Genomic DNA, 14,419 nt, shown 5'->3' with positions numbered 1-14,419 from the left:
CATGAACGACAGGGAAAAGCAGATCCTTAAGATCCTGCGTCGCAATCCGTTGATTCAGCAGAATGAAATCGCCGATATTTTGCAGATCAGCCGTTCACGCGTTGCTGCGCATATTATGGATTTGATGCGTAAAGGCATGATCAAAGGTAAAGGTTATATCCTTACCGAACAGGATTATTGCGTGGTTGTTGGGGCGATCAATATGGATATTCGTGGTGTTGCTGACATCCACTATCCTCAGGCTGCCTCTAACCCTGGTAACATTCACTGCTCGGCAGGCGGCGTGGGACGCAACATCGCCCACAACCTGGCGCTGCTGGGCCGTGACGTCCACTTAATTTCCGCTGTTGGCAGTGATTTCTATGGCGAAACATTGCTGGAACAAACGCGTCAGGCCGGTGTTAACGTTTCCAGTTGCATACGCCTGCATGGACATAACACCTCAACTTACCTGTCGATCGCTAATCAGCAGGAAGAGACCGTACTGGCAATAAACGATACCCATATCCTGCAACAATTGACGCCGCAGTTACTGAACAGTTCGCGAGATTTGATCCGCCATTCCGGTGTCGTACTGGCAGATTGCAATCTGACTGCCGAAGCCATTGAGTGGGTCTTTACTATTGCTGATGATATTCCAGTATTCATTGACACCGTTTCAGAGTTTAAAGCGGCAAAAATGAAGACCTGGTTTACGCGTATTCATACGCTAAAACCAACGCAGAAAGAACTGGCGATTTTGTGGGGTCAACCTATTCATTCAGATGCCGATCGCGTACTGGCCGTTAATAGTCTCCATCAGCAAGGGGTAAAACGAATCTTTGTTTGCCTGGAAGATGAATCCGTTTTTTGCAGCGAAAAGGACGGAGAACAGTTTTTACTGACGCCTCCTGAGCATACGGTTGTAGACAGTTTTGGCGCCGACGATGCTTTTATGGCGGGATTGCTGTACAGCTTTCTGGAAGGTAGTGAATTTCGTGAAAGCGCTCACTTTGCCATGGCCTGCGCGGCATTATCGCGAGCCAGCGTCAGCATCAACAACCCAACCCTCTCAGCAGATAACGCCTTGTATTTGCTGCAAACTGCTTAAATGTAATGCCGGATGGCGCTACGCGTATCCGGCATTATTTTCGCTATGCCAGCCCGATAAAGAAACCGGCTATAGTGGCGCTCATCAGGTTTGACAGCGTTGCTGCTGCCAGCGCGCGCATGCCAAGCTGCGCGATTTCCGGGGCACGCTGTGGCGCTATCGCCGAAAATGCCCCGACGACAACGCCAATCGAACCAAAGTTAGCGAAACCGCACAGCGCAAACGAGATAATCGCAATGGTCTTCACATCCAGCGTTCCACCCGTTTGCAGATACGGCGAGAAGTTGAGATAAGCGACAAACTCATTAATCGCCAGCTTCTGTCCGATCAGGCTGCCTGCCAGCGTCGCATCGCCCCAGTCCACACCCATAATCCACGCCAGCGGGGCTAGCGCATAGCCAAAGATCCCTTCCAGAGTGGCGTGACCAAAGCCAAACCACCCACCAATTCCACCAATAATGCCGTTAATCAGCGCGATAATGGCGACAAATGCCATTACGACCGTCGCCACGCCAGCGGCAATTTTCAGCCCGGTCATCGCTCCGCTCGCCGCTGCTTCGATGATGCTTTTCGGTGGCGTTTCAGTAAATGACAGGTTCTCAAAGGTGACGCGAGATTCTTCAGTTGCCGGACTCAGCATACGCGCGAACAAAATACCGCCAGGAATTGCCATCAACGATGCCGCCAGCAAATAGTCAATCGGAACGCCCATTCCGGCGTAACCAATCATCATTGAGCCAGCAATCGAGGCCATCCCACTACAAATAGCGGTAAACAGCTCATTGCGATTCAGGCGGTCAATAAACGGCTTCACGATCGCCGGGATCTCGTTTTGCCCGAGAAAAATCGTCGTTACGGCGACAAATGACTCGATCTTACTGATGTTCAGCGCTTTCTGGAAAATACCGCCGAGGATGCGGATCAACAGCCCCATCACGCCAATGTAGTAGAGAAGACTGATCAGTGCGGTCACAAAAATGATGGCCGGAAGCACCCGAAAAGCGAAGATAAACCCGGCTCCGTCAAAAAGCACATCCATTTTTGGCCCTACCAGGGAGCCAAAGATAAATGCGCTTCCCGCGTCACTGTATGACATTACCTTGTGGACACCGAGCGCAGCCTGTTCAACCAGCCATTTTCCTGGCGGGAAGTACAGCATAATGCCGCCGATTGCGATTTGCAGTACCAGTGCAGCCCCGACCGTACGCAGACTTATACGTTTTTTATTTACTGACAGCAGAAACGCGATGGCCAGTAATACCACCATACCCACAACACTTCTCATTATATCCATAATGAAATTCCCTTCATGCCAGGAAACCCGGCGTTATCGCCAGGTTTTGGTAGGTTTGATATTCGCGGGCGACCGCATTCTGCCCGGGAAATTCTGTCAGACGAGGCGCTGATACTCCTTCGCAATTTCACAGGCCAGTACCGCATTGTTGAACACCAGCTGAATATTTGATTTCAGGCTGTCACCACCGGTCAGCTCTGCAACCCGCGCTAACAGGAACGGCGTACTCTCTTTGCCCACAATGCCCTGATCTTCCGCTTCTTTTACCGCCCGATCGATTGCCGCATTAATTTTCTCTTCAGCCATCGCAAACTGCTCTGGGATGGGGTTCGCAACAACCAGACCGCCGTCGAGACCCGTTTGCCATTTCACCGCCATGGCACGGGCAATCTCTTTCGCACTGTCCAGACGGATGCTGACCTCAAACGGACTGGTACGGCAGAAAAATGCTGGCAACGCGTTGGTTTGATAACCAATTAACGGCACCCCAAAGGTTTCTAAATATTCAGTAGTTAAGCCGAGATCAAGAATAGATTTCGCCCCGGCACAAATTACCGTGACATTGGTATGCGCCAGTTCTTGCAGATCCGCGGAAATATCAAAGGTATGTTCAGCACCACGATGAACTCCACCGATTCCCCCTGTCGCAAATACTTTAATTCCCGCCAGGGCGGCAATAATCATGGTTGAGGCAACCGTCGTTGCACCATTTTTTCCTGCCGCGACCACAAACGGCAAATCACGACGACTTACTTTCGTAACGCTATGACCTTCTCGCCCAAGCAGCTCAATTTCATCTTTGCTTAAACCAACTTTCATTATTCCGCCAATAATGGCAATGGTCGCAGGAACAGCACCGTGTTTACGAATAGTTTCTTCTACTTCAATCGCTGTCTGGGCATTCTGCGGAAATGGCATACCATGAGAAATAATGGTTGATTCAAGTGCAACAATCGGCTTCTTACTGTTTAATGCTTCCTGTACTTCTGGAGATATTTGTAATAATTCAGAGGAAAGAGTTAATTCAGACATTCTGTGTTCTCCACTAATGAGCTTACATTCGCAACAGACAAATCAGGGTTATTGGTATATTCACAGGCTAACGCCATTGATGAACAACCCTGCGCAAATCGAACCGAATCAATAAAGGGCATGCCGTCTACCCAGCAGGAAGCCAGTCCAGCCATCATCGCATCGCCAGCCCCGGTAACATTAATGACGTGAGTTTTAATCGGCAGCGACCAACCACGACTCCCCGCAATATCACTGTAATAAACACCGTCGCCGCCCATGCTGAGCACCAGCCTATTTAAGCCGCGATCATGAAACCAGGCGGCAACTTTACCCACGTCATCACGCCCGGATAGCGCAATACCGCTTAGCGTTTCGGCTTCAAGCCGGTTGGGTTTAAGAGTGTGAATTTGTCCAAGCCGCTCGCGAATTTTGACGCATTTCCATGCCGATACCGGGTCAACAAACACCGGAACCTCTCCGGCATTTTCCAGCACCCATGCCAGGGCATCTTCGCTGATATTGCAATCGGCGACGATGACTTTCGCCTGCCGAATAAAATCATGATGCTGTGATAAAAAATCTGCTGAAATATGTTCGGTAATACTCATATCATTAATGGCAACCAACATTTCACCGGTGTTATCAAGCAATGATAAATAACTGGACGTATTCTCTCCGGGAACGATAAGACACTTATCAACATGAACTCCGGATTGATTGGTTTGCGCCAATAACGATTGTCCATAAAAATCATTACCAACCGCCGTCAGTAACCATGAATTTTTCCCCAGCAGCGCGAGATTATGTGCAATGTTACGTCCAACTCCGCCGGGGGTGAATTTTATCTTTCCTGGATTCGAATCCGCATAATTTAGAGAAGCATGCGAATACCCAGCAACATCCATATTGGCCGAGCCAATAGTTACTATGTATTCCTTTTCACGCATAGCACGTCCCCTGGCAATTAACTTGCCACAAATGAGTTCGTTAAAAATAACCAACGCCACACATCAGGTTATTAGAGCACATGTTCACTATCAAACATATGTTCATAGTAAGCGTGTTTTTGACAAAGTAAATCCATATTCAAGATCTAAACTCAATAGATATGAACAGAATCACAATTTTTTATAGATACAGTCTGTAAAGGAAAGAGAAAATGAGAGGTAGTACACAATTCAAGCAGTCTAAAGAGTTTAACTCCGGCATAACCGGAGATTTTTCAGATGCGCCAGACGATCCGGTTCGTATCAACTGAGCGAAACAAGGTCCTCTGGCATATGGTTGTACAAAATCCGCCAGAAGTGCTCAGCCGTTTTATTCAACCGGGTATCCATTCGGTAAATATAAGCCTGAATAGGCACCATCAGTTCCGGCGTCTGCAGACAAACCAGCCGCTTTTCGCGCAGTTCGTTTACGATTGTCCACGCCGGCAGCCAGGCGATACCATGCCCATCCAATGCCATATTTTTTAATAACTCACTCATCGAAGACATAAACAGCGTACGGGCTGAAATGCCGCCTACTTCCGCCAGATGACGGTTTACCAATCTTCCCATGTAGGATGTGCTGGTATAGTTCAGAATTGGTGCCTGCGACTGATAGATATCAAACAACGCCTTACCCTGCGCATCAGCAGCACACACGGGGTACAGTTCAGACTCAAAAACCTTCAAGCCGCAGAAAGGTGACTGCATTAAATCTTCATCCCGAAAGGAGATAATAAAATCGCTTTTCCCCTCGCGCAGAGTATTCACCGCCTGAACAACATCAATAGCTTCAACGTGATAGACAAACTCCTCACCCCAGGCCGCCATTGAGTGCACCAATCTGGGCAACATCGTCAGCGACAGAGAATGTGCCGCCGCTATTTTGATATTGGGTACACCCAGTAAATTGTGGCCGCTTAGCTCATCCAGATTGCATTCCAGCTGTTGCAACAAACTACGGGTTTGCGAATGAAATAGTTTGCCCTCCTCCGTGAGTTGCAGTGGGCTCGTTGTGCGATCAAAAAGCAGCACACCCACGGCTGATTCGAGCGCCTTGATCCGTCGACTAAATGCTGGTTGGGATATGTTACGCTCCTCAGCCGCCTGGGAAAAATGACGGCATGCCTCCAACGTCAGAAAGTCATATAACCATTTTGTCTCAATATTTTTCATGCTTATCACGCGGATATTTAAATATGCCTATTAGCCTTAAAGCATCATGCCTGAATAGTTCCGGAGATGACATTCATCATTAGCGCCTGGTGATTCGTTTTTTGCATCAAGGCTTCATTTTTAACATTAATATACTTCTCTCCCTATCGGTTACGACCGGTTGTCCGCCGCGTAACGCGGAGCCTCTGGCCGAATACCGGCCTGCTGAGGTTACACAATAAACCACAGTCATGCGGTTTTTGCATTGAACCATACATTATTGCATTTCTCCTCACGTCTCACTGCTGTTAAACATTATCAGCAGACACAACCCAGCTCTGAATATTAATCATCGGTGAATTGAGGTATATATCGTGAAAGGTTTAATTGGCGTGCTTGGTGGTATGGGACCTGCTGCAACGGTCGATCTGTTTAATAAATTCGTCACTTTTACCGCTGCGCAACGTGACCAGGAACATATCCCCTTAATTATTTCATCTATTCCTGACATTCCTGACCGAACCGACGCGTTAATGCATCATGGTCATTCCCCACTTCCGGCAATGCGCGATTATATGCATAAACTCGAAGATGCTGGCGCCGAGTGTATTGTGATCCCCTGTAACACCGCCCACTTTTGGTTTAATGAATTAAAAGCGTGCTGCCATACAGAGCTGCTCAGTATCGTTGAAACGACCATCAATGAGGTTAAAAACTGCGGGAAATCGCAAATCGGATTACTCGCCACCAACGCCACTTTATACATGGGCCTCTATCAAAAAGGCATAGAATCTCTTGGGTTAACCTGCATCAGCCCTGACTCATCCAGTCAGGAAAAAGTGATGGAAAGTATCTATTGCTTAAAAGCTGGTGATGCTAAGCGGGCGCAAACGCTGATGAATGAACAGGCTGAAGCACTCTTCTCACGCGGGGCACAAGTCATCGTGCTCGGATGTACTGAAGTTCCTGTCATTCTTGCCGAAGCAGTCAACAAGTCACCTGAGAAATATATTGATTCAACCGGTTCGTTGGTTCGTGCCGGTATTAAATGGTACGAGAAACGCGTTGGTAAAAATCACCTTTTGGCACAATGAATGTCCATACCTGTTTAATTGTTGCATTAAATAAAAATCCATTTTAATTACAAATTACTCTCTGGCGGAGGCCATTATGATTTGGCTAGAAATTATCGTAGTGTTGGGCGCAATATTTTTCGGTATCCGTCTTGGCGGAATTGGTATTGGTTTATGCGGCGGGCTGGGGCTGGCTATTTTAACGCTGGGATTTGGGCTGCAAATTGGTTCCCCCCCCGTTGACGTTATTCTTATTATTATGACGGTGGTGGTGGCGGCATCGGCGCTACAGGCCGCCGGAGGCATGGATTATCTGGTTCGCATTGCCGGGAATTTTATGCGCCGTAACCCTAAATATATCAATATTATTGCGCCGATTATCACCTGGTCGATGACGATTATGGCGGGAACAGGGTTCATCGTCTTTTCTACTCTGCCAGTGATTGCCGAAGTTGCCAAAGAGTCAGGTATTCGCCCTTCCCGTACGCTCGCAGGCTCCGTAGTCGCTTCTCAGGTGGCGATATCCGGTTCGCCGATCAGTGCCGCAATGGCCGCTATGCTGACTATTATGGAAGGCAACGGTATCAGCTTTATTCAGGTCATGGCGGTTTGTCTGCCTGCCTCATTTGTCGCCGCGATGGTCGCCGCTTTTATCGCCTCACGTCAGGGATGTGAGCTACAGGATGATGAAGTCTATCTGGAACGCCTGCAAAAAGGACTGGTGCGTAAATATGCAGGGCAAAACAGCACAACGCCAGGTGCCAGACTGTCAGTCGCCCTGTTTATGCTGGCAACGGTGGTCATCGTTATTCTTGCCGCATGCCCTCAATTGCGCCCTGGATTCGATGCAGGTAACCCCATGAATACCCGGGATATTATCATTATCTGCATGCTAGCTGCCGCGTGTCTGATGGTGGTGCTATGCAAAACATCAACAGACGCGATTGTCCTGACATCCACGTTTCGGGCGGGTATGAGTTCGTTGGCAGTAATTCTGGGTATTGTTACGCTGGGCACAACTTTCATTGATGCCCACTTAACGGGGATAAAGGATATCGCGGGCGATATTCTACGGGCTTATCCGATGCTGTTGGCGCTGGTGCTGTTTGGTACCTGCGCGCTTCTCTATTCGCAGGGAGCCACCACGCCGCTGATTATCCCTCTTGCCGTCGCGCTCGGCGTACCCACATGGGCCATTCTGGCTTCCTATGTCGCAGTGACCGGCGTGTTTGTTCTGCCAACTTATCCGACTTCGCTGGCGGCAATGGAGTTCGACACCACCGGGACAACGCGCGTGGGTAAGTATGTCTTAAACCATCCGTTTATGTTGCCAGGGCTTGGCGGGATCATTGCTGGCGTTGCCTTTGGTTTTATCATCGCGCCAATGATTGCCTGAACCGGTTAACACTACCGGGCAGATTTAATGGATAAAAAAAGGGGCAGAGAAATCTCTGCCCCGGATGTCAGCGTTAAATCAGGCCGCCTTTGCCACAACCTCTGCTTCCGGGCGTTTCAGCACCGCGTAGGAGAGACCGGCTACCAGCGTACCGGCAATAATGGCCAGCAGGTATCCAACCACCGGAGTGATTGCGCCAGGGATTAACAGCACGAACAGACCGCCGTGCGGCGCCATCAGCTTAGCCCCCACCGCCATCGAGATAGCTCCGGTAATCGCGCCGCCAACGATACAGCAAGGCAGAACGCGCATCGGGTCACGGGCAGCAAATGGGATAGCCCCTTCGGTAATAAAGCACAGGCCCAGTACCAGCGCAGCTTTACCGCCTTCCTGCTGCGCTTTGTCGAACTTACGACGCGCCACCAGCGTTGCCAGGCCCAGGGCCAGCGGAGGCACCATACCCGCCGCCATAATCGCCGCCATCGGCGCATAGGTTTGCGTACTAAGCAGCCCCACACCGAAAGCATACGCCGCTTTGTTAACCGGACCGCCCATATCGGTACACATCATGCCGCCCAGAATCGCTCCAAGCAGCACCGCATTCGCGGTTCCCATGGTTTGCAGCCAGTGGGTCAGACCTTCCAGAATGCCCGCCACTGGTTTACCGATCAGGTAGATCATGGCCAGACCAACCACCAGGCTTGAGAGCAGCGGAATGATCAGGATCGGTTTCAGCGCTTCCATACTCTGCGGAAGTTTCAGCTTCGTGCTGATGAGCTTCGCCACATAACCGGCAAGGAAACCGGCAATAATCCCGCCAATAAAGCCGGAACCGGTGCTCACCGCCAGCATACCGCCGATAAGACCTGGCGTCAGACCCGGACGGTCAGCGATGGAAAACGCGATGTAGCCCGCCAGAACCGGCACCATCAGCGCGAAAGCTGAACCACCGCCAATCTGCATCAGCGCCGCCGCCAGCGTACCCTGCTCCTTGAACGCTTCGATACCAAAAGCGAATGAGAGTGCAATACACAGACCGCCAGCAACCACCATCGGCAGCATGTAGGATACGCCCGTCAGCAGGTGACGATACGCGCCAGCGCTCTCTTTCTTACCCTCAGTGGTTGCAGACTGCGCTTTGCCGGCAGGCTGGTACGGCGTTGCTTCTTCCAGCGCTTTGTCCAGCTCCTGCTTCGTTTTCTTCAGCGCAAGGCCAGTTGAAGTACGGTACATTGGTTTTCCGGCAAACTTCGCCAGATCAACTTCAATGTCAGCCGCCACAATCACCAGATCCGCCTGAGCCACCTCTTTCGGCGTAATGGCATTGCCTGCGCCAACAGAACCACGGGTTTCAACCTTCACCCACCAGCCACGTTTTTTCGCTTCCGTTTCAATAGCTTCAGCGGCCATAAACGTATGGGCAACGCCAGTTGGACAAGCCGTCACCGCCACCACGCGTTTTGGACCACTACTGGCCACGGACGCTGTCGCAACCGGAGCGCTATAAGGTTTTGCGTGGCCTTTCGCTTCACTGAGGAAAAGTTCAGGATGCGCAACCGCACGACCAATATCGCCCAGCCAGACTTTTTTGCCGTTCAGCGAACTGTCGGCAGGAAGCGTGTCGCCCAGAACAATTGCCAGTTCGGCATCATTAGGATTATCAATAATTTCCAGATGCGCTTTCTGCGCCGCCGCTCCAAGCAGGGTTTTCGCCATATAAGCACGAGCCTGGCCGAGATTAGCGTCAATAATCAGCAGCGTTTTCATTATGCCTCTCCTGCTGTCAGTTAAACGGTTTTAAGTCGACACGCGCCATCATTGCGGCCAACTGAGGACGATCGGTAATGCCCACATTGCTTTGGCTTACCGCCAGGGCGGCAACAGCGGTTGCCAGACGCAGGGTGTGTTCACTGGATTCACGCATCAGCAGGCCGTAAATCAGGCCGCCAACCATTGAATCACCCGCGCCTACGGTGCTTACCACCTCGACTGACGGCGGTTTAGCAATCCACTCACCCGAAGCGTTAACCCACAGCGCACCTTCCGCGCCAAGTGAAATCACCACGTGAGCAATACCCTGCTCGCGCAACGCATGTGCAGCTTCAATCACATCTTTCATTTCTGGCAGCTTACGGCCTGCCCAGATTTCCAGTTCACGACGGTTTGGTTTCACCAGCCATGGTGCCGCTTTCAGACCGGCGACCAGTGCTTCACGACTACTATCAAAGATAATGCAAGGACACTGACTGCGCAGGCGCGTCATCCAGTCGGTGAATGCTTCCGGGCTAACGCCGGTCGGCAAACTGCCGCTGACGCACACCATGTCGAACTGGCCCAACCAGCTCAGCGAGTCATTCACAAAGCGTTCCCAGTCAGCCGGGGTGACTTCAAAGCCGGAGAAATTGAAATCGGACACTTCGCCGTCTTTTTCGGTCAGCTTGACGTTGATACGGGTACGCCCCTGTACAACCTGAAAACGGTTGGCGATACCCAGCTCGCTGAACAACTGCTGAAAACCATCCTGGTTGTCTTTACCGAGGAAACCACCCACCGTTACATCGATACCTAAATCTTTCAAAACCTTAGCGACGTTAATCCCTTTCCCTGCCGCGTGCAGACCGGTCGTTTTAACCAGGTTCACTTCACCGCGTTCAATTTCCGGGCAGAAACCCACCAGATCGTAGGCTGGGTTAAGGGTGATAGTAGCAACACGTCTGCTCATTACGCGCCCTCCCCAAGACCCGCCGCGATGGCTTCGCCAATCGCTTTCAGCGCCTGTTCAGCATCTTCACCCTGGGCGGTAAAGCGCAGGTGATGTCCTTTCTTCACGCCTAATGCCACAACTTTCATCAGACTGCGTCCATTCGCCGGCTTGCCGGTTCCATCAAGATTTGTCACGGTAATTTCACTGTTAAATTGTTTAATCGTATTCACCAGCATGGTGCCCGGGCGGGCGTGTAAACCATGCTCATTGCGCACAATAAATTCGGCGCTCAGTACATCATCAGTTAAGGCATCATCGCTGGTCAGCAGCGCCAGCACCGTTGCCGCATCGGCTTTCAACAAACGGTCAGCTTTATTATTCAGCAGCAGATCGCCAAGGCGCTTCAGCACCGCAACCGGTTGTTCGTCATTCATGGCGACGGTCACCAGCAGGGCTGCCGCTTCACCTTGTACATCGAACGCTGTTGCTGCGCGGCTGACCGCAACGGCGCTGCGCACATTGCCTTCAGCACAGTCATTCAGCCAGATCCCCTGACCGAGATTCATCGGTTGCTCATTAATGGCTCTGGCCACAAAGGTGGCGTCAACCGCGCCGACCTCTTTCAGCCGTGCGGCGTTGAGAGCCTGCAGCGTGACCAACGAGTTGGCAACGACGTCCAGCGACAGCGTTTCGTTATCAAGCTTCAGCTGTTCGCTTTGCTTTTCCCCCATCAGCAACGCGCGCAACTCTTCCGCCGTGGTCGCAGATTTCAGCTGTTCAGCGACGGAGTCATCGCTCAGCACATGCGTCAGCTGACGCAGTAAACCGAGGTGCTCATCAGAGCTGGCGGCGATGCCGATTGCCACATAAGCAACCTGCCCTTCACCCCAGATCACGCCCTGCGGAAACTGAAACACCTGCACGCCGGTTTTCAGCACCCGATCGCGCGTGTCCGTCGTACCGTGAGGAATAGCAATACCGTTGCCGAGGAACGTGGACGTCTGTTGTTCACGCGCCAGCATGCCATCGACGTAGCCTTCCGCTACGTTACCTGCCAGCACTAAGGCAGCGGCAACCTGGCGAATAGCCTCTTCTTTATTCCCGGCCTGTTCGCCCGGGTGAATATCCTGAACAGATAACTGGAACATGGTTCTCCTCTCCCGCTGATTTGAAACGATTCAGCTAACATGAGAAAAAAGGCGTCACCTGACTCCATCAGTTATGGCGAGATGACGCTGAAACGTTTCAAGAAGTCTTGCTCTTTTTTCTTCAGCACACAAGTAAAGTTGACAAATTACTTGCTGAATTTAGAGATAACGCACATTTTCTCCGCGGAGGAGAAAAAATTGCTGACGCAAAAACGGCGTCAGCTTGTCAGATTCAGCAGCGTCAGCAAACTGCTTTCTCTGACTGAAATGCTATTTTGATTTTTGATGCCGATTTTGATTTGGCTCCCTGTTTATTTTCTGACAAGCAGCGTAAACTCCGCGTCTCTTCACATTATTGATATCAAAACATGCACAACACCCCCGTAGCCGCCACACCCAAGGCGTTTGATTTAACGTCTTCGGCGTTCCTGCTTGTCGCATTTCTGACGGGTATCGCCGGTGCGTTGCAGACGCCAACGCTCAGCCTTTTTCTGACGGATGAAGTCCATGCCCGTCCCGGCATGGTCGGGTTCTTTTTTACCGGTAGCGCCGTAATCGGCATTTTGGTGAGTCAGTTTCTGGCCGGACGTTCAGATAAAAAAGGCGATCGCAAAAACCTGATTGTGTTTTGCTGCGTGCTGGGGATGTTGGCCTGCGTGCTGTTCGCCTGGAACCGTAACTATTTTATTATGCTGTTTGTCGGGGTATTCCTCAGCAGCTTCGGTTCGACCGCCAACCCGCAAATGTTTGCTCTCGCCCGCGAGCACGCCGACCGTACGGGTCGGGAAGCCGTCATGTTCAGTTCAATATTACGTGCGCAGGTTTCGCTGGCCTGGGTGATTGGCCCGCCGCTGGCCTACGCGCTCGCCATGGGGTTTAGCTTTACGGTGATGTACCTCAGCGCGGCGGTGGCGTTTGTTGTCTGCGGCGTAATGGTCTGGCTGTTCTTACCCTCGATGAGTAAAAACGTGCCTCTCGCGACAGGCGCGGTAGAAGCCCCGCGCCGCAATCGACGCGACACGCTGCTACTGTTTGTTATCTGCACGTTAATGTGGGGGACTAACAGTCTCTATATCATTAATATGCCGTTGTTTATTATCAACGAACTGCATCTGCCGGAAAAGCTGGCGGGCATCATGATGGGAACTGCCGCGGGGTTGGAAATCCCAACCATGTTGATTGCCGGATACTTCGCGAAGCGTCTGGGCAAACGCCTGTTGATGAGAATCGCCGTTGTCGCCGGATTTTTCTTTTATGCCGGCATGCTGTTGGCCCACTCTCCGGCGATATTGCTTGGCTTACAACTGCTGAACGCGATTTACATCGGCATCCTCGGCGGGATTGGCATGCTTTATTTCCAGGATCTGATGCCGGGACAAGCGGGTTCAGCCACAACTCTCTATACAAATACCATTCGCGTGGGCTGGATTATTGCCGGATCGTTGGCGGGTCTTGCCGCTGAAATCTGGAACTATCACGCGGTATTCTGGTTTGCGTTGGTGATGATCGTCGCCACCGTCGCGTGTCTGACGCGCATCAAGGACGTTTAAGGTGCGGTCAGCGCCTCGAGCTCGATGAGATAGACCATGGCCTGGTGCGTCGTCTGTCCGCACATTTCCGCACTGGGCTGTAAACTGGCGCACACTTTTGGCCGCAGAGGCGAAGCAAAAATTTTACAGCGCAGGGATTCATCCAGCTGAACGCATGGTGTATTAGCGGGCTTGCCATCAGGCATGCCGGGGATGGCACTGGAAATTGAAGGCGCAGTGCAACATGCACCACAATCCGGACGGCATTCCATACAGTACTCTCTTTATCGTAAACCATCGGATTGTGCAGGAAGCGCACAGTAACACCTTTTTTGCACCAGCAAAAGCATCAATTCCGCTTGCCTGAATGCCCCGGCGCGAGTAGTTTTACGCGATATTTTAGACACTCCTCATTACAGGATTTTTTCGATGCCAAGAGCGAACGAAATTAAAAAAGGTATGGTACTGAATTACAACGGCAAACTGCTGATTGTAAAAGATATTGATATTCAATCACCAACCGCACGTGGCGCCGCCACGCTGTACAAAATGCGTTTTTCTGATGTTCGTACCGGTCTGAAAGTTGAAGAGCGCTTCAAAGGTGATGACATCGTTGATACCGTCACCCTGAGCCGTCGTGGCGTTGATTTCTCCTATGTCGATGGCAACGAATACGTCTTCATGGATAAAGAAGACTATACCCCGTATACCTTCACCAAAGATCAGATTGAAGAAGAATTGCTGTTCATCCCGGAAGGCGGAATGCCGGATATGCAGGTACTGACCTGGGACGGCCAGCTGCTGGCGCTTGAACTGCCGCAAACGGTAGACCTGGAAATCGTTGAAACGGCACCGGGCATTAAAGGCGCGTCAGCAAGTGCGCGTAACAAACCAGCGACCATGAGCACCGGTCTGGTTATCCTGGTTCCTGAATATCTGAGTGCAGGTGAAAAAATCCGTATTCATATCGAAGAACGTCGCTACATGGGCCGCGCAGACTAACTTTTCTGCTGCGACAGCGGTGAAAAGG

General features: G+C 51.2%; 13 protein-coding genes. 5 read left to right on the top strand and 8 right to left on the bottom strand.

Going from position 1 to position 14,419, the window contains the following annotated elements:
* The first annotated feature begins 1 nt into the window (after position 1).
* Positions 2 to 1,090, top strand: coding sequence for a sugar kinase (locus HV302_RS08660; protein WP_047359177.1), 1,089 nt, complete (start codon positions 2 to 4; stop codon positions 1,088 to 1,090).
* A gap of 43 nt (positions 1,091 to 1,133) precedes the next feature.
* On the opposite strand, the gene HV302_RS08655 is transcribed toward HV302_RS08660, so the two are convergent.
* The 4 genes from HV302_RS08655 to hypT all read right to left on the bottom strand — a co-directional run bounded on the left by HV302_RS08655 (position 1,134) and on the right by hypT (position 5,560).
* The gene (locus tag HV302_RS08655) at positions 1,134 to 2,384 is read right to left on the bottom strand and encodes a NupC/NupG family nucleoside CNT transporter (protein ID WP_047359178.1); all 1,251 of its coding nucleotides are present in this window, start codon (positions 2,382 to 2,384) and stop codon (positions 1,134 to 1,136) included.
* Positions 2,385 to 2,480: 96 nt separating this feature from the next.
* Positions 2,481 to 3,416, bottom strand: coding sequence for a pseudouridine-5'-phosphate glycosidase (locus HV302_RS08650; protein WP_053388822.1), 936 nt, complete (start codon positions 3,414 to 3,416; stop codon positions 2,481 to 2,483).
* Positions 3,404 to 4,345: a pseudouridine kinase gene (locus tag HV302_RS08645; RefSeq protein ID WP_016153731.1), complete on the bottom strand. Its 942-nt coding sequence runs from the start codon at positions 4,343 to 4,345 to the stop codon at positions 3,404 to 3,406. Before HV302_RS08645 ends, HV302_RS08650 begins: the two co-directional genes overlap by 13 nt.
* A 303-nt stretch (positions 4,346 to 4,648) precedes the next feature.
* Positions 4,649 to 5,560: a hypochlorite stress DNA-binding transcriptional regulator HypT gene (gene hypT / locus HV302_RS08640; RefSeq protein ID WP_019077233.1), complete on the bottom strand. Its 912-nt coding sequence runs from the start codon at positions 5,558 to 5,560 to the stop codon at positions 4,649 to 4,651.
* A gap of 353 nt (positions 5,561 to 5,913) precedes the next feature.
* Here hypT and HV302_RS08635 point away from each other — a divergent pair, with 353 nt between their 5' ends.
* Both HV302_RS08635 and HV302_RS08630 read left to right on the top strand, forming a co-directional pair.
* On the top strand, positions 5,914 to 6,633 hold the full coding sequence (locus HV302_RS08635; RefSeq protein ID WP_016153734.1) for an aspartate/glutamate racemase family protein: 720 nt from the start codon (positions 5,914 to 5,916) through the stop codon (positions 6,631 to 6,633).
* 76 nt (positions 6,634 to 6,709) lie between these two features.
* Positions 6,710 to 8,008 (top strand): anaerobic C4-dicarboxylate transporter, encoded by a 1,299-nt coding sequence (locus HV302_RS08630; RefSeq protein WP_047500971.1) that lies wholly within the window; start codon positions 6,710 to 6,712, stop codon positions 8,006 to 8,008.
* 78 nt (positions 8,009 to 8,086) lie between these two features.
* Here HV302_RS08630 and fruA read toward each other — a convergent pair whose 3' ends face one another.
* From fruA to fruB, 3 genes are read right to left on the bottom strand one after another with little or no spacing between them, the layout of a single operon-like run.
* On the bottom strand, positions 8,087 to 9,775 hold the full coding sequence (gene fruA / locus HV302_RS08625; protein WP_181627207.1) for a PTS fructose transporter subunit IIBC: 1,689 nt from the start codon (positions 9,773 to 9,775) through the stop codon (positions 8,087 to 8,089).
* Positions 9,776 to 9,791: 16 nt separating this feature from the next.
* Positions 9,792 to 10,730, bottom strand: coding sequence for a 1-phosphofructokinase (gene fruK / locus HV302_RS08620; RefSeq protein ID WP_003834544.1), 939 nt, complete (start codon positions 10,728 to 10,730; stop codon positions 9,792 to 9,794).
* The gene (fruB, locus tag HV302_RS08615) at positions 10,730 to 11,860 is read right to left on the bottom strand and encodes a fused PTS fructose transporter subunit IIA/HPr protein (RefSeq protein WP_016156988.1); all 1,131 of its coding nucleotides are present in this window, start codon (positions 11,858 to 11,860) and stop codon (positions 10,730 to 10,732) included. The genes fruK and fruB overlap by 1 nt, the downstream gene beginning before the upstream one ends.
* A 368-nt stretch (positions 11,861 to 12,228) precedes the next feature.
* Here fruB and setB point away from each other — a divergent pair, with 368 nt between their 5' ends.
* On the top strand, positions 12,229 to 13,410 hold the full coding sequence (gene setB, locus HV302_RS08610) for a sugar efflux transporter SetB (protein WP_181627206.1): 1,182 nt from the start codon (positions 12,229 to 12,231) through the stop codon (positions 13,408 to 13,410).
* Here the strand turns inward: setB and HV302_RS08605 are convergent.
* Positions 13,407 to 13,661, bottom strand: coding sequence for a YkgJ family cysteine cluster protein (locus tag HV302_RS08605; RefSeq protein ID WP_181627205.1), 255 nt, complete (start codon positions 13,659 to 13,661; stop codon positions 13,407 to 13,409). The genes setB and HV302_RS08605 overlap by 4 nt on opposite strands.
* 157 nt (positions 13,662 to 13,818) lie before the next feature.
* On the opposite strand from HV302_RS08605, the gene yeiP reads away from it, so the two are divergent.
* Entirely contained in the window at positions 13,819 to 14,391 is a 573-nt protein-coding gene (gene yeiP, locus HV302_RS08600; RefSeq protein WP_016153740.1) for an elongation factor P-like protein YeiP, read from the top strand.
* Positions 14,392 to 14,419: the final 28 nt, after the last annotated feature.

This window comes from Citrobacter sp. RHBSTW-00859, assembly GCF_013729795.1.
GTDB classification, from domain to species: domain Bacteria; phylum Pseudomonadota; class Gammaproteobacteria; order Enterobacterales; family Enterobacteriaceae; genus Citrobacter; species Citrobacter braakii.
Note: the sequence above shows the minus strand (reverse complement) of the source record. Positions and strands in the feature narration are given on the sequence as shown.

Excerpts from the sequence above, each read along its gene's own strand:
- HV302_RS08630 (WP_047500971.1), top strand. The coding sequence starts at position 6,710 with ATGATTTGGCTAGAAATTATCGTAGTGTTGGGCGCAATATTTTTCGGT.
- HV302_RS08645 (WP_016153731.1), bottom strand. The coding sequence starts at position 4,345 with ATGCGTGAAAAGGAATACATAGTAACTATTGGCTCGGCCAATATGGAT.
- HV302_RS08660 (WP_047359177.1), top strand. The coding sequence starts at position 2 with ATGAACGACAGGGAAAAGCAGATCCTTAAGATCCTGCGTCGCAATCCG.
- setB (WP_181627206.1), top strand. The coding sequence starts at position 12,229 with ATGCACAACACCCCCGTAGCCGCCACACCCAAGGCGTTTGATTTAACG.
- fruK (WP_003834544.1), bottom strand. The coding sequence starts at position 10,730 with ATGAGCAGACGTGTTGCTACTATCACCCTTAACCCAGCCTACGATCTG.
- HV302_RS08650 (WP_053388822.1), bottom strand. The coding sequence starts at position 3,416 with ATGTCTGAATTAACTCTTTCCTCTGAATTATTACAAATATCTCCAGAA.
- HV302_RS08655 (WP_047359178.1), bottom strand. The coding sequence starts at position 2,384 with ATGGATATAATGAGAAGTGTTGTGGGTATGGTGGTATTACTGGCCATC.
- HV302_RS08605 (WP_181627205.1), bottom strand. The coding sequence starts at position 13,661 with ATGGAATGCCGTCCGGATTGTGGTGCATGTTGCACTGCGCCTTCAATT.
- hypT (WP_019077233.1), bottom strand. The coding sequence starts at position 5,560 with ATGAAAAATATTGAGACAAAATGGTTATATGACTTTCTGACGTTGGAG.
- fruB (WP_016156988.1), bottom strand. The coding sequence starts at position 11,860 with ATGTTCCAGTTATCTGTTCAGGATATTCACCCGGGCGAACAGGCCGGG.
- yeiP (WP_016153740.1), top strand. The coding sequence starts at position 13,819 with ATGCCAAGAGCGAACGAAATTAAAAAAGGTATGGTACTGAATTACAAC.
- fruA (WP_181627207.1), bottom strand. The coding sequence starts at position 9,775 with ATGAAAACGCTGCTGATTATTGACGCTAATCTCGGCCAGGCTCGTGCT.